Raw genomic sequence first — 21,774 nt, forward strand, 5'->3', positions numbered from 1 at the left:
TCCCTTCAGGGAGTGGGGGAACTGACCCGCGTAGCGTATTCCACCTGCACCCCCACGGCGCGGCGGGTGGACATTTGGCGCCACGTGTCGCGGGATGCGTTCCGCTGGGAGAGCCGCGCTGCCCTTCCGCAGGTTGAGCCGGGCCGCCTCCCCGCTGGTTGAGCCGCGCCGCCCTTCCGCTGGTTGAGCCGGGCCGCCTCTCCGCTGGGTGAGCCGGGCCGCCCTTCCGACAGCTGGTTGGCCGGGCCGCCTCTCCGCTGGTTGAGCCGCGCCGCCCTTCCGCTGGTTGAGCCGGGCCGCCTCTCCGCTGGGTGAGCCGGGCCGCCCTTCCGCTGGTTGAGCCGGGCCGCGAGGAGCGAAGCGACGCGCGCCCGTGTCGACTTGGGGTGAGCCGGGCCGCGAGGAGCGAAGCGACGCGCGCCCGTGTCGAAGCCACCCTGAGCTGACCAGCGACTTGGGTCGTCGAACCGCCCGCTAGCGCACGAAGACCGGCTGGTCCTTCGTCGAGCGGGCCTCGTCGTAGGCGTAGCCGTCGCCGTCGAAGTCGCGCAGCTTGCCCGGCGTGCGGACGCGGCCCCGGATCAGCCAGGCCGCCATGGTGCCGCGGGCGCGCTTGGCGTAGAAGCTCACCACTCGGGGCTCCCCGTGCTGGTCCCGGTCCTCGAAGCGGGGGCTGATCACGCGGACCCCGAGGCGCTCCGGCCGGACGGCGCCGAAGTATTCCTGCGAGGCCAGATTGACCAGCACGTCGGCGCCGGGGGACTCGTCGAGGTCGCTGCGGAGCAGGTCCGTGACCTTCTCGCCCCACCAGTCGTACAGGGAGCGGCCGCGGGAGGTCTCGAGCCTGGTGCCCATCTCCAGTCGGTGCGGCTGGATGAGGTCCAGCGGGCGCAGCACCCCGTACAGGCCGGACAGGATGCGCACGGTCTTCTGCGCCTCGGTGAAGTCCCGCTCCGCCAGCGTCCGCGCGGACAGGCCCTGGTAGACGTCGCCGTTGAAGGCCAGGACGGCCGGGCGCGAGTTGCGCGGAGTGTGCTCCGGGGTGAACTCCCGGTAGCGGGTGGCGTTGAGGTGGGCGAGGTCGTCGGAGATGTGCATGAGCGACGCGATGTCCGCGGGCGCCTTGTCTCGCATGATCTCGATCAACCGGGCGGAGTCGTCGAGCAGCCTGGGCTCGGACCGCTTCCTGGTGGGCAGCGGCGAGTCGAAGTCCAACGACTTGGCGGGCGACAGGACGGTGAGCATGCCGGCGAGTCTAGTCGCGCCCCCTCGGGGGCTGGGCGGCTCAGCAGCCGTCAGTCAACGGCACCCCCGGCACCAGTGACCCCCATTCCTCCTCGGAGATCCGGGATCCGAAGTCCTCACAGAGGCGATCCCGGGCGGCGGCCGGATCGTCGGGCCAGGCGACGGAGCGGCCTCCGTTCAACGCCATGACGAAGTGCCCGTCCATCCAGGCGGCGCCGGTCACGGTGGTGGCCCCGGGCCGCAGGGACAGCTCCAGCTCCGCCGCGCCGTCGCCGAGCCGCCACACCCAGAGGCGCCCCTCGCGGGTGGCGGCGTAGAGCAGCTCCCCGCCCCGGCCGAACCCCACCTGGGTCAGCTCGGAGCGCGCCTCCACCAGCTCGTGCAGCACCGCGGGCTCGTCCGGGGCGGTCACGTCGAAGACCGTGATCCGTCCGGCCGTATCACCGACGGCCAGCGTGCCCCGGGCGGAGAAGGCGTAGTCGAGCGGGATGGCCTCGTCGGCGAGGGTGAGTGTCGCGGCCTTCTCCGGCCCCTCATCGCCCAGGCGCCACAGCAGCGCCGACCTGCCGTCGACATGCATCGCGACGAAGAGGCCCTCGTCGGGGCTGAAGCCGGAGCCCCCCGCCCAGGTGTCCTCCAGGACGGCCAGCGGGGCCCAGCCGTCGCCGTCGCGGCTGAACAGGTGGTATCCGGGCTCGCCGCGGTAGCCCAGCGCCAGGTACCTGCCGGAGGCCGAGACCTCGACGTCGGCGAGGGCCTCCTGGCCCGGCATGCTGTCGACGGCGTCGAAACGGTCGCCGGTGCGCTCGAGGGTGACCAGGCTCCCGGCCGCGGTCTGGTTGACCAGCACGGTGGCGTCCTCGCTGAGGATCGCGTAGCCGGTGTAGGCGTCACCGGCCGGCGGCGCCTGGACCGGCATCTCGACCCAGCCGGCCCCGTCGCGCCGCACGACCAGCCCGCCCGCAGTGGAACCGAGGAGGACGGCGTCCGATCCGCTGTAGACCCCGTAGAACCGCCCGTCGGTGAGGTCGAGGACCTCCGGGTCCTCGTCGGGGCGCCAGGCGGTGACGGTGCCGCTGGTGGCGCCGGCGAGGATGTCGCCTCCGCGGGCGTCGAGGCTGGTCACCACCGTCGGCTCGGGGTAGGCGCGGACCAGCTCCCACCCGGGCGTGTACTCCCGCAGCTCGCCGAAGGAGCCGCCCACCAGGAGCCGGTCACCGAGGTGCGCCACCGCGTTGGCCGACCCTTCGAACTCGAGCGAGGTGAGCAGCGCCGGGCCCGACGGTGCGGTGCTGTAGCGGTAGCCGAACCCCTGCGCGGTCCCCACGAGCACCTCGCCGCCGTCGGGGGAGACGTCCACCGCGAACACGGTGCCTTCCACCGGGATGTCGGCCACCCGCGAGCCGTCCGGGCGGAACACCTCCACCAGGCTCGCCCCGCCGCCTGCGAAGATCAGGTCCTCGGTGGCGTCCAGGCCGGTCACCGCCACCTCGTCGGCCAGCGCGATGTCCGGCAGGCGCTCGGGGGCGTCCGCGGAGGCGAGGTCGGCCCGGCGGATCGTGCCCTCGAGGGTGCCCACCAGCACGGTGGACCCCACCCACGCGGCGCTGTAGGCCACCGTGTCCTCGCCCAGCTCGAGGATCTCCCGGGGCTCCCCGGTGAGGTCCCACACGGCGGCGGTCTGCTGACCGCCGATCAGCGCCAGGACCCGCCCGTCGACCACGGTGCCCTTGAGCGCGAACAGCTGGTTCCCGCCGCTGACGAGGGTCTCGGCCTCTCCGTCGATCTCGCCGCCCCGCCACAGCGTCACCTCGCCCGAGCTGTCGGCACGCAGCGTGAGGTCGGCGTCCTCGATGTGGTCGATCAGCGTGGTCCCGCTGGGCCCGGTGGCGCGGGTGGGCAGCGGGGTGCCCGCCGACTTCAGCACCGCGGAGCGGCTCTCGACGCTCTCGTCGAGCGAGAGGGAGGCGACGCTGAGCTGGCCGGCCGGGTTCGGTTCGTCGGCGCGGACCTCGTCGGCGATGAGCGCCAGCTGCCGGGCCTGGGCGGAGCGCTCCGACGCCTGCGCGGCCTCCCTGAGATAGGAGGACTGCAGGCCGGCCAGCACCGCCACCACGAGCATGGTGATGGCGATCACTGCCGCCGCGACGGCCAACTGCTGGCGTCTCCGCAGGCGCATGATGGTGTCGGCCTGGGCGCTCTGCTGCGTGTCGGCCAGGTCCAGGCTCGACGAGATGAAGTTGTTCTCCCGGGCAGAGAGCAGCGGCGCGCTCTTCTGCCGGGCCCAACTGCTCCACAGCTCCGCCTCGACGGGCATGAGCGCGTCGTCCTGCCTGCCCCCCTCGTCCCACACCTGGGCCGCCATCTGGATGCGACGGGCGATCAGCAGGGACGCCCGCTCCTCCTCGATCCAGGTGCGCAGCCTCTCCCACCGCGACAGCAGCGCGTCGTGCGACACGGCGACGGCGCCCCCGGTGAGCGCGAACAGGCGCGCGCCGAGGAACGCGTCGAGGACGGGCGACATGTCGTCGTCGAGGTCGTCCAGGGGGATGCTGCGGCGCAGGATGCGGTCACCGTCGACCTGGATCAGAGCAAGCATGAGCCGCCGCGCGAGGCTCTGCTGCCGCTCGTCCAGGGCCGAGTACACGGCCTCCGCCTCCTCGTCGAGCGCGGACCACAGGCCCCCGGTGGCCAGGTAGTGGGCCGCGGTCAGGGTGGCGCCCTGGGCCGCGACCCAGCAGCGCCTCATGGCGCTGGACAGCAGCGGGAGCGCGGTGCCGGGAGAGGGCTCGCCGTAGAGCGTGAGATCCCGCAGGATCAGGCGGACCAGGTCGGGCGCCACCGTGCGGCCGTGCCTCCGGGCCGGCTCCTCGATGATGTGGGCGTACTCGTCGGGCGTCAGGGGCCCGACCAGCACCGGCGAGGCCAGGGACGCGGCGAGGCGCTCGTCGCGCATGGCGAACCCGAACGCGGTGGCGGTGATCGCCACGACGCAGGTCACCTGCGCGGTCAGGCGCGCCAACGCCTCGAACACCGCGGTCCGCTCCTCAGGGGGCAGGGCCTCGGCCTCCTCGAACTGGTCCACCACCAGCAGCCGGCATCCGTCGGGCACGGTGAGCGTGGGCAGCTCCGCGACCCTGGCGGAGACCGGGGAGGCGCCGTCCATGGGGCCCCCGGGGGCGCAGGCGTGCCCGACGAGCCCGGCAGCCAGCAGCGAGGACTTGCCCGCCCCGGAGTCGCCCACCACCACGATGGGCCGCGGGGCGTCCGGCCGGAGGCAGGCCTCGACGAGCGCCTCGTAGGCGCGCTCCCTGCCCACGTAGACCGCGGCCTCCTGCGCGGTGTAGCTGCGCAGGCCCACGTACGGGGACTCGCCGACCACCGGCGCGGACCGGGCGCTGGAGACCGCGCGCTGCCATGCCGCGCGCTCGTCGTCGGATCCGATGAGGCCCAGGGCCTGCAGCAGGTCAAGGAAGTGGGGGGTGAGCGCCGGCGTCGGCAGCCGTCCCTCGAACCAGCCCTGCGCGGTGGAGGGCGGCACCTTCGCCAGCGTCGCGGCGCGCCGGATCGAGAGGTTGGCGGCGTGCCGGGCCGCGACCAGGGTCTCGACGAGGGTCTCTCGACTCTGCGGGGGGAGCATGGCGGCACAGTACCTGCCGCCGCTTCCGCCGGATCCGGCGGCTCCCGCGGAGTAACGGCACCCTCCGCTGACTAGCAGCTCCACTGTGGGGCCGTGAGCCGGTGCGTACTCGTACACCCGTCGGCTCGTCGCTCGGGGATACGGGCGCCTAGTGTCGGGAGTGCACTGCGACACCCGCTCCGGGGGGAGAGACGGCCACAGGTTCGTAACGGGGATGCCGACACCAGGGGGGATGGAGTCGGCTGAGACGCGGCGCGACGAGAGGCCCACGGCCTCGGCTCAAGGGCCGGGCCGAGGGCCTCTCGCTTTTGCCGCGGCGCTCCGAGCGGCCGCGGGGTGGGGTCAGGCGTCGGCGGAGTTGCTGGAGATGCCCGGCTTGCCGTCGTGGATGATCTTGCCCGGGTTGAGGTTGTGCCCCGGGTCCACGCCGTCGAACAGGGCGCGCTGGATGAACACACCGGCAGGCGAGATGTCCTGGTCCATCCAAGGGCTGTGCTCCTCGCCCACGCCGTGGTGGTGCGACACCGTGGCGTGGTTGTCCATGAACGACTGCTGGAGCACGCGCTTGGCGTGGTCGTAGGTGGCCATGGCGCCGTCGGACTTGTCCGCGATCGCGAACGTGAAGTACTGGCAGGCGCCCGAGTGGTACGAGTGGCTGAGGTGGCAGAACACCACGCCCCTGACCCCGAGCTCGTCCATCGCCCGGTTGAACGCGGCGACGGTGTTGGTGTGGATCTGCTCGGCGTACTTCCACGGGGTGGTGGTTTCCGACACGTCGGCGACGAGGCCACGGTCCAGCATGAAGTCGCGGATGTAGGGGGTGTCGTACTTCTTCTGGTCGTACAGGGAGCCCGGGCCCTTGCCCACGCCCATGCCGCCGTGGTTGCGGACGATCTTGGCCACGAGGCCCTTCTCGTAGCGCACGTGCGTGGGCGAGCCCTCGAAGCCCACGAAGCTCATGGCGATCTTCTCCAGGTCCCAGCCCTTCTGCACCATGATCTTCTGGATGGCCTTGCTGCTCAGCGAGCCGAGACGGCTCGACTTCTTGCCGTTGGCCATGATGTATTGCGTCTCGATGGCGTCCGAGACGCGCGCCATCATCACGGAGGCGTCCGACTCGACGATGGCCTGGCAGGCCTTGAGCCCGTCCTCGTAGGTGGGGAAGAAGTAGGCCTGCAACTCGCGCACCTCGGGGATGCGGTGCACGTTGACCCACGCCGAGGTGATGATCCCGAGGCGCCCCTCCGAGCCCAGCACCATCTCGCGGACGCTGGGGCCCGACGACGACGACGGCAGCGGGCGCAGCGTGAGCACCTGGCCGGGCATCACCATGGTGAGGCCGCGGCAGATGTCGGCGATGTCGCCGTACTTGTCCGACTGCATGCCCGAGGACCGGGTGGCGATCCATCCGCCGAGCGTGGACCACACGAACGAGTCCGGGTGGTGGCCCATGGTCCAGCCGCGGGCCTTCAACTGATCCTCCATGTCCGGGCCGAACACGCCGGCCTGGATGTGGGCCAGGCCCGAGACCTCGTCGATCTCCAGGACCCGGCTCATGCGGCCGAGGTTGACCGAGACCACCTGGCGGGTCTCGCCCGGCTCCGCCTCCAGCGCCGCCACGATGTTGGACCCGCCGCCGAAGGGGATGAGCACGGCGTCGGCGGCCACCACGGCGTCGACGAGGAGCTCGACCTCGCGCTGCGTGCCCGGGTAGAGGACCACATCCGGCACGCGGCCCAGCAGGCCCGCGCGGACGCGCAGAAGGTCGCGGACGCCCTTGCCGAAGGCGTGCACCACGCGGGTCTCGTCGTCGGTCTGCACGAACTTCTCACCCAGGATGCCCACCAGTTCGGCTCGCAGGCCATCGGTCAGCTGGGAGGCGGGCACGTCGAGCGACGAGAAGGGGCGCACGGGCTCCACGGGGGCGGTGATGTCCACCCCCACCATCTTCTTCACGAACGGGGGGAACTTCGGCTTGTCCTCGTAGTGGTACGCCTTGCCCTCCTCGCCCCAGCCCCACCACTTCTGTTGCTTGACCCCGTCGATCATCGATCCTCCTGCTTGTCAGCCTGTTCCTTGGCGTCCTCAACCAAGGCGGCGATATGGGACTTCCTGGCCAGTTCGATGGCCTCGGTGCGCGCGTACTCGGCGAGCGTCTTCTTGCCGTAGGCGCGGGCGGTGGTGTCGTGCAGCTCCAGCACCTGGCGGCGCATCCGCTCGTTGAACTCGTGCGCGATCTCACCGGGGTACGCGGTCATGGGGCGCCCGAACACCACATGCACCTCGGGCCTGCCCTTCGGCAGGTGCTTCTGCCGCGACGGCCACGCGTCGTAGGCGCCCACGAGGGCCACCGGCAGCGCGGGCACCCCGCGGGAGATGCACAGCGACGCCACGCCCGGCACGAACGGCGCCAGCGCGCCGGTGCGGGAGCGGGTGCCCTCGGGGAACAGCAGGATGGGGACGCCGTCGTCGAGCAGCTGCCCGGACATGCCGCGCTTGCCCTTGCCGCCCTTGCCCCGGTCGATGGCGAAGGCGTTCATGAACAGCGACATCGACAGCGACTTCACCGGGTTGTCGAAGAAGAAGTCACCGGCGGCGCCGGTGGCCACGAACTTCGACAGCCTGCTCGGCAGCGAGCAGAGGATCAGGGGGGCGTCGAGGTGCGACGAGTGGTTTCCGAACACGACGAAGGCGCCCTCGAGGCCGTCAAGGTTGGACACGCCGTGCACGTGGACCTTCAGCAGCCGCAGGAGCGCCGGCTTGAGCAGGAGCATCTGCGCGGTCTGCCTGGTGGTGGCGTGCATCCTCGACGTGTACCGCGGGTTCGCGGGTTCGACGTCGTTGGCCACCTCAGTGCTTCTTCCGCGACGCGCTCAGCTTGCGCGAGAACCAGCGCGTGAACGATCGCGGGCCGTGCTCGGCGATCGCGTAGGCGATCTTCCACTTCAGCGTGGGCACCGACACGAAGCGGCCCCGCTCGGCGTCCGCCAGGGCGCCGCGCACGAGCGTCTCGGCGTCGATCCACACGATGCTGGGCAGGGACGTGGCCTTGATCCCGGCGCGCTCATGGAACTCGGTGCGCACCCATCCCGGGCAGAGCGCCGTCGACGTGACCCCGGTGCCGGAGAGCTCAAGGGCCAGCGCCTGCGAGTAGGTGGTGCACCAGGCCTTCACGGCCGAGTAGTTGCCGGTGAAGATGGTGCCCGCCGTCGACGACACGTTGATGATCCGGCCGTGGCCGCGGGCCCGCATGGCCCGCGCGGCGGCGCCGCCGAGGATGAGCACCGCCAGGCACATGACGTCCAGTGCCTTGGCGTGCATGTCGATGTCGGCGGGATCCAGCAGCGTGGTGTGCAGGCCGAATCCGGCGTTGTTGACCAGGATGTCGACGGGGCGGGCCGGGTCCTCGAGGCGCTCCGCGACCTGGAGGACGTCGTCGCGGACGGCGAGGTCCGCCGAGATGACCTCCACGTCGATGTGGAACTCCGCACGCAGTTCGGCAGCGACCGAGTTGAGGCGGTCGGTGTCGCGGGCGACGAGGATCAGGTCGGTTCCCCGGCCGGCGAGTTCGCGTGCGAACGCGTGCCCGATGCCGGAAGTCCCGCCCGTGATCAGTGCTGAAGCCATGGGATTAAGGTACGCCACCCGGGCGCGTCGCCGCGATGTCGCCACCGGCCTGGGGCCACCCGGTCGTTGTTTCCCGACAAGCCCCCGGGGCGTTCGTTGTGGGGAAGCCACAAGAACGGCGACACCCCCGGCCAAAGGGCCGGGGGCGTCGTCGAGGAGGTGCGGATCAGGCGGGGGCGCCGATCACTTCGACCGTCTCGCGCGCCATCGCCAGCTCCTCGTTGGTGGGGATCACCAGGACGCGGGCCTTCGAGGCGGCCGTCGAGATCTCGCGGGCCTCGCGGGAGCGCACCTCGTTGGCCGCCGTGTCCAGCTCGAAGCCCATGCCGGCCAGGCGTTCGACGACGGGGCCGCGGATGTGCGCGGCGTTCTCGCCCACCCCGGCCGTGAAGACCAGCGCGTCGACGCCGCCGAGAAGTGCCATGTAGGCGCCGATGTAGAACACCAGGCGGTGCACGTACACGTCACGGGCCAGGATGGCGTCCTGGTTGCCGGCGGCGATCTGGGTGGCCACGTCGCGCATGTCGGTGTAGCCGCAGAGGCCCAGCATGCCGGAGCGCTTGTTGAGCAGGGTGTCCACCTCGTCGGGCGTCATGCCGTGCGTCGAGAGGAACTTGTGCAGGCCCGGGTCCACGTCTCCGGAGCGGGTGCCCATCACGAGCCCCTGGAGGGGGGTGAGGCCCATCGACGTCTCGATGGCCCTGCCGCCGAGGACGGCCGAGATGGAGGCGCCGTTGCCGAGGTGGCACACGATCAGCTTGAGGTCCGGGTCGTCCACCCGGCCCAGGTACTCGGCGGCCTGCTCCGACACGTAGCTGTGCGACGTGCCGTGGAAGCCGTACTTCCGGATGCCGTGCTCCTTCGCCAGCTCCTGATCCACCGCGTAGGTGTAGGCCTCGGCGGGGAGCGTGGTGAAGAACGCGGTGTCGAAGATGCCGACGTGCGGGATGCTGGGCAGCAGGTCCATGGCGGCGCGGATGCCGGCGATGGCCGGAGGGTTGTGCAGCGGGGCCAGCTGTGACAGGCGCCGGAGCTCGGCGATGACGTCCGCGTCGATCCGCACGGACTCGCGGAACTTGTCGCCGCCGTGCACGATGCGGTGGCCGACGGCGATCACGTCGTGCAGGCCGGGGCCGAACTCCTCGAAGGCCGCGACCACGGCGCCGAACGCGACGGTGTGGTTGGGGTACCAGCCCTCGCGCACCGTCTCCTCGTCGCCGTGCCGGTGCTTGAGCTCGCCAGAGGCCTGGCCGATGCGCTCCACCAGGCCGGACGCGCGGGACTCGTGGGTCTCCGCGTCGATCACCTGGTACTTCATGGACGACGACCCGCAGTTGAGCAGGAGGATCGGCTGGGACATGACGCCCTTTCGTAGTGGGTCAGACCGCCTGGGCCTGGATGGCTGTGATGGTGATGGTGGAGACGATGTCGTCGACGAGGGCGCCGCGCGACAGGTCGTTGACGGGCTTGCGGAGCCCCTGGAGCATGGGGCCGATCGCGACGGCGCCAGAGGTGCGCTGCACGGCCTTGTACGTGTTGTTGCCGGTGTTGAGGTCCGGGAAGATGAACACGGTGGCGCGGCCGGCCACCTCGGAGTCCGGCATCTTCTTCTTCGCCACCACCTCGTCGACGGCGGCGTCGAACTGGATGGGGCCCTCCACCTTCAGCTCGGGGGCGCGCTCCCGCACCAGGCGCGTGGCCTCGCGGACCTTGTCCACGTCTGCGCCGGAGCCGGAGTCGCCCGTCGAGTACGACAGCATGGCGATCCGCGGCTCGATGCCGAAGCTCACCGCCGTCGCGGCCGACGAGATGGCGATATCTGCCAGCTGGTCCGCGGTGGGGGTGGGGTTGACCGCGCAGTCCGCGTAGACGAGCACCCGGTCGCTCATGCACATGAGGAAGGACCCGGACACCACCGAGACGCCGGGGGAGGTCTTGATGAACTCCAGCGACGGGCGGATGGTGTTGGCCGTGGTGTTGACGGCGCCGGAGACCATGCCGTCGGCCATGCCGAAGTGCACCATCATGGTGCCGAAGTAGGAGAGGTCCTTGAGCGTCTCGCGGGCCTTCTCGAGGCTGACGCCCTTGTGGGCGCGGAGCCGGGCGTATTCCTCGGCGAACTTCTCCACCAGCGCCGGGTCCTCGGGGTTCACGACGGTGGCGTCGGTGAGGTTGAGGCCCAGCTCTGAGGCGCGGCGGCTGATCTTGATCGAGTCGCCCAGCAGGATGATGTCGGCGACCGAGCGCTGCAGCACGACGGAGGCCGCAGTCAGCACGCGGTCGTCCGTGGCCTCCGGCAGGACGATGCGCTGCTTGTTGGCGCGCGCCATCTGCATGATCTGGTGCTCGAACATGGTGGGCGTGCGGATCTCGGTGCGGGGCAGGTCGATCGCGGCCACCAGCGCGGCCTCGTCGACGTTCTGCGAGAACAGCGCCCGCGACACCTCGATCTTGCGGGCCGAGCTGGTCGACGTGCCGCGGATGCCCTGCAGCGCGACGGCGGTGGGGAACGTGTCGCCCTTGGTGACGGCGATGGGGAGGTCGATCTCCGAGTCCGCGAACAGCTTCGACACGGACTCGGGCACCTCGAAGCCGCCCGTGAGGATGAGGGCGGCCAGCGGCCCGTAGTCCGGCGAGCGGTGCGCCATGACCACGCCGGGAAGCAGGTCCAGGCGGTCCGCCGGCATGATGACGGTGGCCTCGCGCTTGAGGCGCGGCAGCAGGTTGGGCAACGTCATGCCCGCCACCAGGGTGTGCAGCGACTCGTGGGACAGGAACTCGGGGTTGCCCAGCCACTGGGTGGCCTCGGCCGCCTCGAACTGCGCGCCCACCGACGGCGCGGTGAGCACCGGATCCTCGGGGAGCACCGAGACGGCGACGTCGCGGACTGCCCGCATGGCGTCGCGGAGGGCCTCGACGTCCGGCTCCTCGGCGTGCGTGACGATGATGCCGATGACGGTGTTGTGCTTGGCCTCGTACGCCTCGATGGCCGACTCGGCCAGGCGCGCCACCTGTTCGACGGTGCGGCCCAGCGCCTTCGCCACGTACAGGACGGGCGAGTTGAGGTTGGCCGCGATGACCGCGTTGTGCTCAAGCTCCGACGCGGTGCCGAGGTCCTCGTAGTCCGAGCCGAGGACGACGACGACGTCGCGCGTCTCCGCGAGGGCGCTGTACTTGGCGACGATGGTGTCGATCGCCTCGTTCGTGTCCGCCGCGTAGTCGGTGTAGGTCACCCCGACGGCCTCGGCGAGGGTCTCCTTGACGCCCTTCTGGGTGAGCAGCGCCTCGGTGACCGCGTCCGTCTCCGTGGAGTGCACGAGCGGGCGGTAGACGCCGATGGAGCGCACCTGGCGCGCGAACATGTCGATGAGGCCGAGGGCGATCGACGACTTGCTGACCTGCCGCTCCGATGAGGCAATGTAAACGCTTTTCGTCACGGGCCCCACCTTATCGCCCTTTACGGGGCACCCCCGCGACCGATCCATCCCGGGCGGGCGTTCTGAGCATCGGCCCACCCCGGCGGGGTCGGGTCTGTTCACGGGGAAGGCGTCGGGTCTTGTTCGTGGGACGGGGTCGGGTTGGTGCCGGGTGGTGGGGGCCGGTCCCGCCCGTGACTCCTCGATTCGGCGCTGACGCGCCTGCCCTCGTCGCACATGCCCGAGCCAACCCGGCCCGGCCCCCACCACCCGGCACCCGCGGGACGTGCAAGTCCTCGTCGCGGAGAGCTGGGCATGCAGAGGGCGCGGCCCCGGCGACTGCCGAGACCGCGCCCCTTCGTCGGATCAGTTGACGCGGATCAGGGAGGCCTCCCTGCCCGCCGGGTTGTCGAAGGACACGATCATGAGGCCGAGGGGCTTCTGCGCGTTGAAGGCCGCGACGTCCTTGGTCACCGGAAGGTTGACCTTGGCGCCCGGGGCGACGGGTTCGTAGAGCCCGTCGCTCAGGGGCTTGGCGCTCGGGTCGTACACCGCACGCCCGGAGAACTGGTCGTACGCGTCGCCGTAGAACGACGCCACGGTGTAGCTGAACGGCCCGTCAATGCCCAGGTCACTGGCGAAGACCGGCAGGAGGACTGTGCTGGAGTCGGTCGGTGAGCCGGCCAGGAACTTGATTGTCGTCGCCTTCGTCCTCAGGTTGTACACGAATACGCCGTTCTGGCCGTTGTGGTCACCCGTGAGCACAGCCCCGAGGTCGTAGCTGAACACCGCGAAGTCGTCGGTGCCGTCCCGATCGGTGTCGATCAGGATGTCGAACTCGACGCTGGCGGCATTGCTGTACCGGTCATGGGTCGACACCGCGAAGACCATCAACGAGTCCGTGCCCAGATCGAACGACTGGACGCCCGCGGCCTGAAGATCGAAGCCGCCGCCGACGCGCTGGTCCTTCCGATCCTCCAGCCCCCACGTGTACACATCCGCAACGCCCGCGGAGACCGAGCCCATGTTCGACACCGCCAACGAGGCTGTGGTCTTCGGCCCGTTGAGGGAACCGTTGATAGAGGCCGAGACCTTCGACGACGGCCGCGGCACCAGCAGCGCCCCCACCGTCAACGAGTCGGAGCCGGAGGTCAGGACCACGTTGCCCGAGACCTGAGCCAGGTCGCCATCCTCCGACGCGGGTACGTCGGTGGCCAGAACCGCAAGAGTCACCCGCAGGGTTGCGGTGCCGCCGGCGCGGACTGTCACGTTCGGCCTGTCGAACGTCACGGTGGCGGGCAGCGAGCCGGCGCCCTGCTCGTAGTTGACCGCATAGGTGCGCGGCGAGGAGCTCCGGTTGACGATCGTGATCGTCCTCGTTGCGCTGAAGTCCCGCGCCAGCTCTGCGAAGCCGAAGCTGAGGGTGGATTCGCGGAAGGCATTCCTGCCGTTGGCGGAGTCGCCGAAGGCGAAGGCCTCGGCGGACACCAGGCCGACGGGATCGACGAGGCCGCCCCCGAGGGTGAGCCGGTAGCCCGCGACCTTCTCGGGGTCGGCCGTGGAGACCAGCGCCGACGAGACGTCCTGCCCGCTCCACTCGGGGTGGGCCTGGACGCCGAGGGCCGCGACACCCGCCACATGCGGCGCCGCCATCGACGTGCCGGACAGGAACATGGCGCCGGTGCCGGAGCCGACGGCGGCCGAGGCGATGGACACGCCCGGTGCCGTGACGGAGGGCTTCAGAGCGGAGTCGCCGCTGCGCGGGCCCGAGGACGTGAAGGAGCCGTAGCCCTCGAAGCCGGGGTTGTCGATCGCGACCGGCGCGAGCGTGAGGCTCTCTTCGTCGGCGGCGATGAGCGCCGGGCCGTCCCCGGAGCGCACGCCCAGGAACGGGATGGTGACGGTGTAGGCGATCCCTGTGTCGGGGTTCTCCGTGATGGGGCCCTCGTAGGGGGGCAGGGAGGTGGCGTTGTTGATCATCACGACGGCGTCGGCGCCGGCCTGCTGGCCGAACACGCCGCGCGCCACGCGGGCGCAGGTGCCGCGGGTGGTCACTGCCATCTGGAGCGGCGCGTTGGGGGCGGCGCTGATGCTGGCCTTGGTGTAGGCCTCGACCGAGCACCCGAGGGCCTCGTTCTCGTCCGTCGCCGGGTCGTCGGTCAGAGCCACGACCGCATAAGGCCCCGTGGGGAGCTCAGCGCCGTTGGCGTTGATCGCCTCGATCTCCAGCCCGTCGACGGTGAGCGTCGCGCCGGGGAAGGTCTCGGTGGCGTCGTTGGCCGCGACGCTGATCACGCCGTCGCCCGCACCTGGGGAGCCGGTGAGGTATGGGTTGGGTCCGGCGTTGCCGGCGGAGGCCACCACCACGACGCCGTCGGCGGCGGCGTTGCTCGCGGCCACCGAGGCGGGGTCGTCCTTCGTGCCGTAGTCGGAGCCCAGCGACATGTTGATCACGTCCATGCCGTTGTCGACGGCCCAGTCGATGGCCTCGACGGTGACGTCGGTGGAGCCCTCGCAGCCGAACACCTTCAGCGCGTAGAGGTCCACCTCGGGGGCGACGCCGGGGCCCACCAGGAAGTCGTTCTCCGCCGTCGCCGCGTCGTAGGGGCCGGTGAAGGTGGAGCCGTCGCTGGTCACCCCGCTGCCGCCGGTGGTGCCGGCCACGTGCGTGCCGTGGCCGTTGCAGTCCAGCGGGTTGGCGTCCGGGACGGGCGTGGAGTTCGCCGGATCGCTGGCGTCGTAGGCGTCACCCACGAAGTCCCAGCCGCCCTTGACGCGCGGCGCCTCGGGTCCGAACCATGCGGCGTTAGTGGTGTTGCTCGCCTTGGCCGCCGCGAAGGCCTCCTTGGTGCCGGGGCCGCCGAACGTGGCGTGGGTGTAGTCGATGCCTGTGTCGATGATGGCCACCTTGACGCCCTCACCGGTGTAGCCGTTGTCCTGCCACACCTGGTCCACGCCGAGGTAGGGCACCGACGTGGCGTTGGTGGGCTCGACCGTCTGCACCCGGTGCACCGCCTTGACGCCGGGAAGCGCGGACAGCGCGGCCGCGTCGGCGCGGGCCACGCTCACCTTCACGCCGTTGTAGGCCGTCTGGACCTGCGAGCGGACCTGGCCGCCGAGCTTCGCGATGGCAGGCTTGAGCTTGTCCTGTTCGGCCTTGCGCTGCGCCTTGAGGGCGTTGCGCTCCGCCTTGGTCAGCCGTGCCGGGGAGGCCGCGTCGACGACCGCGACGGGATCGGAGGCCAGCTCGACCATCACGGTCACCCGCGCCCCCCCGTCGGCCGAGGCGGGCACGAAGTCCGACGAGATCTTGCCGGCGTCGGCCCGCTCGAACCGGTCAAGAGGGTCCTCCGGGCTGGCCTGGGCTACGCCCGGGAGCGCGAGTGCGAGGAGTGCGGTCAGGGCAACGGTGCCGGCCTTCTTCATACGTTTCGCCATTCACTAGGGGGGATAGTGTTGGCCGCCACACTATGAGCGCCCTCAGAAGGCGTCAATGAACGAAAGTGATACCTCTCAACGTCAGGTTGAGGTGTCGGAGCCGCGCCTGCGGCGAACCTCAGCGGTTGCTTTCGGGGGTGCCCTCCGCGGGGCGGGTGTACCCCGCCTCCTCCAGGTCCTCGGTCAGGTGGTCCATGAGCAGCAGCTCGTCCTTGATGAGCCCGGCGCGGTAGGCGCCGCGGGCCACGAGGTTGGCCGAGACCGGGGCCGTCAGCAGCTGGAGGACGATCACGAGCAGGCAGAGGCCGGCGGCCCACCAGGTGCGCAGGCTGAGGGTGATGCCGACGGTGACCGAGATCAGCCCCAGCACCTGCGGCTTGGTGATGGCGTGCATCTTGCCCAGCACGTCGGGGAATCGCACCAGGGAGACGGCGGCGCCGAGGCACAGCAGCGCGCCCGCGAGCACGAACACGGAGGCGATGAGGTCGAAGATCTGGTCCGTCATCAGGGCTGCTTCCGGTCTCGGTGGGCGGTGTACTGCCGCCGGGTGGCCATCCGGTCCGCGACCATCCGGGCCACCGACACCGCGCTGGTGAAGCCCAGCATGGACAGCAGCACCAGGATGAGGACCTCGGTGGAGCTGTCCGACCACACCGTCCACAGCCCCAGCGACGCCACCACGACGGCGACGATCAGGTCCGCGGCCACGGAGCGGTCCAGCTGCGTTGGCCCCTCCGCGATCCGGTTCGCGCCGATGATCGCTGACACGGCCAGCACCACGGCCGCGACACTCAGGATCACCTCGGTGAGGACGTCGACCATCTCACTCCTCCATCCGTGGGGACGCGTTGACGGGGTGGGCCATGCAGGCCGCGTCGAAGGCGGCGATCTCCTCGTCGGAGCCGAACGCCCGCACCACCCTGGACTCCACTGCCATGGCCATGCGCTGCACGCGGTCCAGCGCGGCGTCGTCGACAAGCTCGAGGGCGTGCATGTAGAGGCGACGGGGCTCGCGGACCACCTCGATCACCACCGTGCCGGGGACGAGCGACAGGATCTCGGCCACCTGCACCTGGTAGAGGTCGTCGTCTGTGTGGAGGTCCACCCGCACGATGCCGGCGTGGAGGTTGACCTCCCGCTGGAAGGCCAGCCGGAGAAGGCGCACCGACGAGACCACCAGGTCGTGCAGCAGGTGCCAGGTGAGCAGCGCGAACCCGACGGGGCGGAACCGGCCCTGCCAGAAGATCGGGGGGAGTGGGAACATCACGCCGACGATCCAGCCGAGCGCGACGCCGGAGATGAGGATCAGCGGGGACGCGCTGCCCCAGACCAGCACCCACACGCCGGCCATGCCGAACACGGACAGGGGCCGGAACTTCGCGCGTTGGCGCCAGGGGGTGGCCGATTTCATCATCGCAGGCCCTCCGGGAGTACGGCGACGATGTAGGACCCGTCGCGCAGCGTGGCGGCGGCCGCGTGCGTGTACTCGTACAGCGGCCCCGCGAACACCGTCAGCGCCAGGCCGAACGCGACCAGCGCCATTGTGGCCCCCACCTGCAGGGGAGGCATGGGGCGCGTGTCGTCGTCGATCAGCTCGTCGATGTCCTCGTTGAGGCGCTCGGCCTCGGCGCGGCGCTGCTCGGCGGGCGTGACGCCCCAGAACGCCCGGTTCCACACCTTGGCCATGGCGATCAGGGTGAGGAGGCTGGTGAGCACGCCGCCCGCGACGACGGCCCAGGCGAGCATGCTGCCGTGGGCGGCGCCCGCCTGGATCAGGCCGAGCTTGCCGATGAACCCGGAGAACGGCGGGATGCCGGCCAGGTTCATGGCGGGCAGGAAGAACAGGACGGCCAGCAGCGGCGCCACCTTGAGGAGCCCGCCGAGGCCCTCCAGCGACGAGGTGCCCCCGCGACGCTCGATGAGCCCGGTCACCAGGAACAGGGTTGCCTGGATTGTGATGTGGTGCGCGGTGTAGAAGATGGTGGCCGCCATGCCCGCGTCGCTGCCGAGCGAGATGCCGAAGACCATGAATCCGATGTGGCTCACCAGGGTGAAGGAGAGCATCCGCTTGATCTCCACCTGTGCGATGGCACCCAGGATGCCGATCACCATCGTGAGCAACGCCGCGACCATCAGCACGTCGTTGACCGGCGACGACGGGAACAGCAGCGTCTCCGTGCGGATGATGGCGTAGACACCCACCTTGGTGAGCAGGCCGGCGAACACCGCGGTGACCGGCGCGGGGGCGGTGGGGTAGGAGTCCGGGAGCCAGGAGCCGAGGGGGAACATCGCGGCCTTGACCGCGAACGTCACGATCAGGAGCACCTCGAGCAGGAGCTGGACCGGCTCGCTGAGGTCGCGCAGGCGCACCGCCAGGTGAGCCAGGTTGACCGTGCCCGTCGCCGCGTACACGGCGGAGATGGAGATGAGGAACAGCGACGAGCTGAGCAGGGAGACGATGACGTAGGTGGTGCCCGCGCGGATCCGGTCCCCCGTCCCGCCCAGGGTGAGCAGCACGTAGGAGGCGAACAGCAGGATCTCGAAGCCCACGAACAGGTTGAACAGGTCCCCGGCCAGGAACGCGTTCGAGACGCCCGCCATCAGGAGCAGGAACGTGGGGTGGAAGATCGACACCGGGGTCTCGCGACGCACCTCGTCGCTGTCCTGGCCGGTGGCGAACAGGAGGACGCACAGCGCGACCACCGAGGCCACGAACAGCATCAGCGAGCTCAGGCGGTCCGCCACAAGGGCGATGCCCAGCGGCTCCGGCCAGTTCGCGAGCCACAGCGACACCGGCCCCACCTCGTGCGTGTGCCACATCAGCACGGCCGCCACCGCGACGATGCCGGAGAGGCTGAGCACGGAGACGATGCGCTGCGTGGTGGGGCGGCGCGGCAGGGCCAGCGCGACGGCGGCGCCGAAGATCGCCAGCAGCACCGGCACCGGGAGCAGGTTGGCCATCATTCGCTCACCACGTCCTCACCCGTGTCGGAGAAGGTGGTGTCCTCGTAGGACTCGGAGGCCACGTCGGCCTCCGCCAGGTGGCGGATGCGGGCGTCCTCGACGTCGTCCGCCACCTCGTCGTGCCCGTGCAGCTGGAAGCTGCGGTAGGCGACGGTGAGCACGAACGCCGCCACCGCCATGGTGATCACGATGGCCGTCAGCACCATCGCCTGCGGCAGGGGATCGGAGGTCTTGTCCGGATCCGCGAGCCCCACGATGGGCGCCGCGCCCGGCTCCCCTGCGGCGACGATGAACAGCAGGTTCACGCCGTTGCTGGCGAGGAGGACTCCGAGCAGGATCCGGGTCAGGGACCGCTCGAGCAGCAGGTACACCCCGGCGGCCACGAGGATGCCGGCCGTGACGGCGAGGGCGAGGTTGGCGGTCATCGGAGGGCCTCCCCGGGGCGCGTGTGCCTGGTGTGGCGCGGGGCGTCGTCGCTCGCGTCCGGCCGTCCGCGATCCTTGGCGGTGCCGCCGTGGCGGGCCGGCAGGGCGATGGTGGAATCGGGCAGGGGCATGGGGGCCAACTGGTCGCTGGCGTGCTGGTCGATGCCGGAGCCCAGGCTGCGGACCACGTCGAGAAGCATGCCCACCACCACGAGGTAGACGCCGAGGTCGAAGATCGTCGACGACACCAGGTGGACCTCGCCGAGGAACGGCAGCTCCCCCCAGGGCGTGGCCAGGACGTCCGGGCCGGGCACGTTCCAGTAGTAGTCGTAGCTCTGCAGCACGCTCCCGCCGAAGAACACCGGGACGACGGCGGCGCCCAGCAGCAGGAACAGGCCGCCGCCCAGCAGCCGGCCCGCGTCGAACGGCGCGGCCTCGTCCAGCTCGTGCCGGCCGGCGGCGAGGTAGCGGATGATCAGCGCCATGCCGGCCACCATGCCTCCGGCGAATCCGCCGCCGGGGGAGTTGTGGCCGGCCAGCAGGAGGTAGATGGAGATGATGATCATCACGCCGAACAGCAGCCGCGTGATCACCTCGAACACGAGGGACCGCACCAGCGGGGACAGGGTCTGCCCTGCCCGCAGCCACACGCCGGGCGCGCTGTCCGACATGGGGGCGTCCTCGCGGTCCTCGAACACCTCGTCGGTGCGGGTCAACGAACCCACCCGGGAGCGGAGGAAGATCAGCGACGCCACGCCGGTGGCGGCGATGACCAGCACGGCGATCTCGCCCAGGGTGTCCCAGGCGCGGGTGTCCACCAGCGCCACGTTGACGATGTTCTTGCCGAAGCCGATCTCGTAGGCGGCCTCGTACCAGGCGTCGGAGATCGGGTCCGCCACTCGGGCGCCCGCGCTGACGACCGCCACCAGCGTCACCGTGGTGCCGACGGCGGCGGCGACGAGCACGCGCCACCACCTCGTCGAACTCAGCGGCCGGTTGGTGAAGTAGCGCGGCAGCTTGCGCACCACCAGGACGAACACCACCAGGGTGACGGTCTCGACGAGGACCTGCGTGAGCGCCAGGTCCGGCGCCCCCGCCATGGCGAACATCAGCGACAGTCCGTAGCCGGTGACGCCCACCAGCAGGATGGCGCGGATCCTGCCGCGGGATCCGGCGGCCAGGACCGCGGCGGTGATCATCACGGCGGCCACCAGCAGTTGGGGCCAGTGGTCGAAGACCCGGAACTCGGGCCACTGGCGGATCCGCAGCATCGCGAACGTGGCCAGGGACACGAGGGTCACCAGGATGGTGCCGAGGTAGATCGACAACGAGCCCCGCTGCGTGCGGGCCGTGACCTCGACGGCGATCCGGTCCAGGTTGTGCATGGACCGGTGGAAGAACTCCTCCGCCGTCGTGGTCTGCGGGAAGGTGGCTTGGATCCTGGCGATGCGGTTGCGGAACAGGAACAGGACGACGCCGGCACCCACCGCGATCGACGACATCAGCAGCGGCCAGGTGAAGCCGTGCCACAGCGCGAGGCCATGGCTGGCCTTGCCCGCGGTGACGGTACGGGCGTAGAGGTCCAGGACGGCGGTCATCGGTGGGCCGAGGAAGCCCGCCGCCAGGGACACGATGCTGAGCAGCGCCGGCACCGCCACGATCCCGAACGCCGGCCGGTGCCAGGACAGCGCCGGCGCGCGGTCCTTGGTGCCGAAGGCGCCCCACCACCAGCGCAGGGAGTACGCCACGGTCAGGGCCGATCCGAACACCAGCGCCGCCGCCAGGGCTGCGGCCGCCAGCGGGGTGATGGACTCGACATCGCCCGCGACCAGATACTCCACGGACTCGAACGCGGCCTCCTTGGACAGGAACCCCATCAGTGGCGGCATGCCGGCCATCGAGAGGACCGCCAACCCACCCACCGCGGCGAGCACCGGGACTCGACGGCCCACACCGCTCAGTTCGCGCAGGTCCCGCGTGCCCGCGGAGTGGTCGATGACGCCCACGCACATGAACAGCGTGGACTTGAACAGGGCGTGGGCGATGACCATCCCCAGCCCCGCCAGGGCCGCCGCCTCGGTGCCGAGGCCCACGAGGAGCACCATGAACCCCAACTGGCTCACGGTGCCGTAGGCGAGGAGGAGCTTGAGGTCCGTCTGCCGCAGCGCCCGCCAGCCTCCGAGGATCATCGTGATGGTGCCGAGCAGCATGATGCTGGGCCGCCACCACGGCACGTCCGCAAACGCCGGGGCCATCGCGGCCACCAGGTACACGCCCGCCTTCACCATGGCCGCGGCGTGCAGGTACGCCGAGATGGGGGTGGGGGCCGCCATCGCGCCCGGCAGCCAGAAGTGGAACGGGACGAGGGCGGACTTGCTGAGCGCGCCGACCAGCATCAGCAGGGCGCCGACGGTGGCCAGGGTGCCGGTGGGGGGCTCCGTCAGGAGCTCCTGGAGGGACAGCGTGCCCGACGTCTGCCACAGCGCGACGATGCCGACGAGCATCGCGAGGCCGCCCGTGGTGGTGACGATCAGCGCGGTCTGCGCGGCGCCCCGGTTGGCGCGGCGGGTGGGGTCGTGGGCGATGAGGAGGTAGGAGAAGATCGTGGTCAACTCCCAGAAGATGTAGAGCACCACGAGGTTGTCCGCCGTGACCAGGCCCAGCATCGTGCCGGCGAAGAGCGTGAGGATCGACGCGGAGCGCGGCGTCGTCGACCCGTCGAAGTACCAGCGGCTGTAGAGCAGCACCAGGGCGCCGATCCAGGTGACGATCAGCGCCAGCACCCACTGCAGCAGGCCGATCCTGAGGGAGAGGTCCACCCCGAGCAGGGGAATCCACTGATAGGACTCGACGTAGCCTGCGCCGTCGATGACCGCCGGCCCCAGGCCGGCGAGCCACACGCCGGCGGCCAGCGGGCCCAGCGCCAGGAAGAAGAAGGCGCGCGCCCCGAACCAGCGGACCAGCAGCGGCGTGAGGGCGCCCAGGATCGCGTGGGCGGTGATGAGGGCGACGAGCACGC

Annotated in this window: 14 protein-coding genes; all 14 read right to left on the minus strand. The window is 70.8% G+C overall.

Features of this window, described 5'->3' with window-relative positions; translation table 11 throughout:
• Nucleotides 1–474 precede the first annotated feature (474 nt).
• Nucleotides 475–1,245, minus strand: coding sequence for a peroxide stress protein YaaA (gene yaaA, locus ACX1D3_RS04540; protein WP_458995798.1), 771 nt, complete (start codon nt 1,243–1,245; stop codon nt 475–477).
• A 40-nt stretch (nt 1,246–1,285) separates the two neighbouring features.
• Nucleotides 1,286–4,885: a WD40 repeat domain-containing protein gene (locus ACX1D3_RS04545; RefSeq protein ID WP_458995799.1), complete on the minus strand. Its 3,600-nt coding sequence runs from the start codon at nt 4,883–4,885 to the stop codon at nt 1,286–1,288.
• Nucleotides 4,886–5,227: 342 nt separating this feature from the next.
• Nucleotides 5,228–6,934 carry an FAD-binding oxidoreductase gene (locus ACX1D3_RS04550; RefSeq protein ID WP_458995800.1) on the minus strand — a complete coding sequence of 569 codons (1,707 nt, stop codon included), beginning with the start codon at nt 6,932–6,934 and terminating at the stop codon, nt 5,228–5,230.
• Nucleotides 6,931–7,689: a lysophospholipid acyltransferase family protein gene (locus tag ACX1D3_RS04555; protein WP_458996482.1), complete on the minus strand. Its 759-nt coding sequence runs from the start codon at nt 7,687–7,689 to the stop codon at nt 6,931–6,933. Before ACX1D3_RS04555 ends, ACX1D3_RS04550 begins: the two co-directional genes overlap by 4 nt.
• A gap of 46 nt (nt 7,690–7,735) precedes the next feature.
• The gene (locus ACX1D3_RS04560; protein WP_458995801.1) at nt 7,736–8,512 is read right to left on the minus strand and encodes an SDR family NAD(P)-dependent oxidoreductase; all 777 of its coding nucleotides are present in this window, start codon (nt 8,510–8,512) and stop codon (nt 7,736–7,738) included.
• Nucleotides 8,513–8,678: 166 nt separating this feature from the next.
• Entirely contained in the window at nt 8,679–9,872 is a 1,194-nt protein-coding gene (locus tag ACX1D3_RS04565) for an acetate/propionate family kinase (RefSeq protein ID WP_458995802.1), read from the minus strand.
• Nucleotides 9,873–9,891: 19 nt separating this feature from the next.
• A complete protein-coding gene (gene pta / locus ACX1D3_RS04570; protein WP_458995803.1) occupies nt 9,892–11,949 on the minus strand; it encodes a phosphate acetyltransferase in 2,058 nt (685 codons plus the stop codon).
• A 345-nt stretch (nt 11,950–12,294) separates the two neighbouring features.
• Nucleotides 12,295–15,366, minus strand: coding sequence for a S8 family serine peptidase (locus ACX1D3_RS04575; RefSeq protein ID WP_458995804.1), 3,072 nt, complete (start codon nt 15,364–15,366; stop codon nt 12,295–12,297).
• A gap of 118 nt (nt 15,367–15,484) precedes the next feature.
• The gene (gene mnhG, locus ACX1D3_RS04580; protein WP_458995805.1) at nt 15,485–15,871 is read right to left on the minus strand and encodes a monovalent cation/H(+) antiporter subunit G; all 387 of its coding nucleotides are present in this window, start codon (nt 15,869–15,871) and stop codon (nt 15,485–15,487) included.
• Nucleotides 15,871–16,188, minus strand: a complete 318-nt coding sequence (locus tag ACX1D3_RS04585; RefSeq protein ID WP_458995806.1) for a monovalent cation/H+ antiporter complex subunit F — start codon at nt 16,186–16,188, stop codon at nt 15,871–15,873. Before ACX1D3_RS04585 ends, mnhG begins: the two co-directional genes overlap by 1 nt.
• Nucleotide 16,189: 1 nt before the next feature.
• Nucleotides 16,190–16,780, minus strand: a complete 591-nt coding sequence (locus tag ACX1D3_RS04590; protein WP_458995807.1) for a Na+/H+ antiporter subunit E — start codon at nt 16,778–16,780, stop codon at nt 16,190–16,192.
• On the minus strand, nt 16,777–18,330 hold the full coding sequence (locus tag ACX1D3_RS04595) for a Na+/H+ antiporter subunit D (protein WP_458995808.1): 1,554 nt from the start codon (nt 18,328–18,330) through the stop codon (nt 16,777–16,779). The genes ACX1D3_RS04590 and ACX1D3_RS04595 overlap by 4 nt, the downstream gene beginning before the upstream one ends.
• Nucleotides 18,327–18,755, minus strand: coding sequence for a Na(+)/H(+) antiporter subunit C (locus ACX1D3_RS04600; RefSeq protein ID WP_458995809.1), 429 nt, complete (start codon nt 18,753–18,755; stop codon nt 18,327–18,329). Before ACX1D3_RS04600 ends, ACX1D3_RS04595 begins: the two co-directional genes overlap by 4 nt.
• Complete coding sequence (locus ACX1D3_RS04605) at nt 18,752–21,772, minus strand: Na+/H+ antiporter subunit A (protein WP_458995810.1); 3,021 nt, start codon at nt 21,770–21,772, stop codon at nt 18,752–18,754. Before ACX1D3_RS04605 ends, ACX1D3_RS04600 begins: the two co-directional genes overlap by 4 nt.
• Nucleotides 21,773–21,774: the final 2 nt, after the last annotated feature.

The organism is Tessaracoccus yangjingae, from assembly GCF_054483935.1.

Coding starts and splice junctions, on each gene's coding strand:
- ACX1D3_RS04585 (WP_458995806.1), bottom strand. CDS start 16,188: ATGGTCGACGTCCTCACCGAGGTGATCCTGAGTGTCGCGGCCGTGGTG.
- ACX1D3_RS04595 (WP_458995808.1), bottom strand. CDS start 18,330: ATGATGGCCAACCTGCTCCCGGTGCCGGTGCTGCTGGCGATCTTCGGC.
- ACX1D3_RS04600 (WP_458995809.1), bottom strand. CDS start 18,755: ATGACCGCCAACCTCGCCCTCGCCGTCACGGCCGGCATCCTCGTGGCC.
- ACX1D3_RS04545 (WP_458995799.1), bottom strand. CDS start 4,885: ATGCTCCCCCCGCAGAGTCGAGAGACCCTCGTCGAGACCCTGGTCGCG.
- yaaA (WP_458995798.1), bottom strand. CDS start 1,245: ATGCTCACCGTCCTGTCGCCCGCCAAGTCGTTGGACTTCGACTCGCCG.
- ACX1D3_RS04575 (WP_458995804.1), bottom strand. CDS start 15,366: ATGGCGAAACGTATGAAGAAGGCCGGCACCGTTGCCCTGACCGCACTC.
- ACX1D3_RS04555 (WP_458996482.1), bottom strand. CDS start 7,689: ATGCACGCCACCACCAGGCAGACCGCGCAGATGCTCCTGCTCAAGCCG.
- mnhG (WP_458995805.1), bottom strand. CDS start 15,871: ATGACGGACCAGATCTTCGACCTCATCGCCTCCGTGTTCGTGCTCGCG.
- ACX1D3_RS04565 (WP_458995802.1), bottom strand. CDS start 9,872: ATGTCCCAGCCGATCCTCCTGCTCAACTGCGGGTCGTCGTCCATGAAG.
- ACX1D3_RS04590 (WP_458995807.1), bottom strand. CDS start 16,780: ATGATGAAATCGGCCACCCCCTGGCGCCAACGCGCGAAGTTCCGGCCC.
- ACX1D3_RS04550 (WP_458995800.1), bottom strand. CDS start 6,934: ATGATCGACGGGGTCAAGCAACAGAAGTGGTGGGGCTGGGGCGAGGAG.
- ACX1D3_RS04560 (WP_458995801.1), bottom strand. CDS start 8,512: ATGGCTTCAGCACTGATCACGGGCGGGACTTCCGGCATCGGGCACGCG.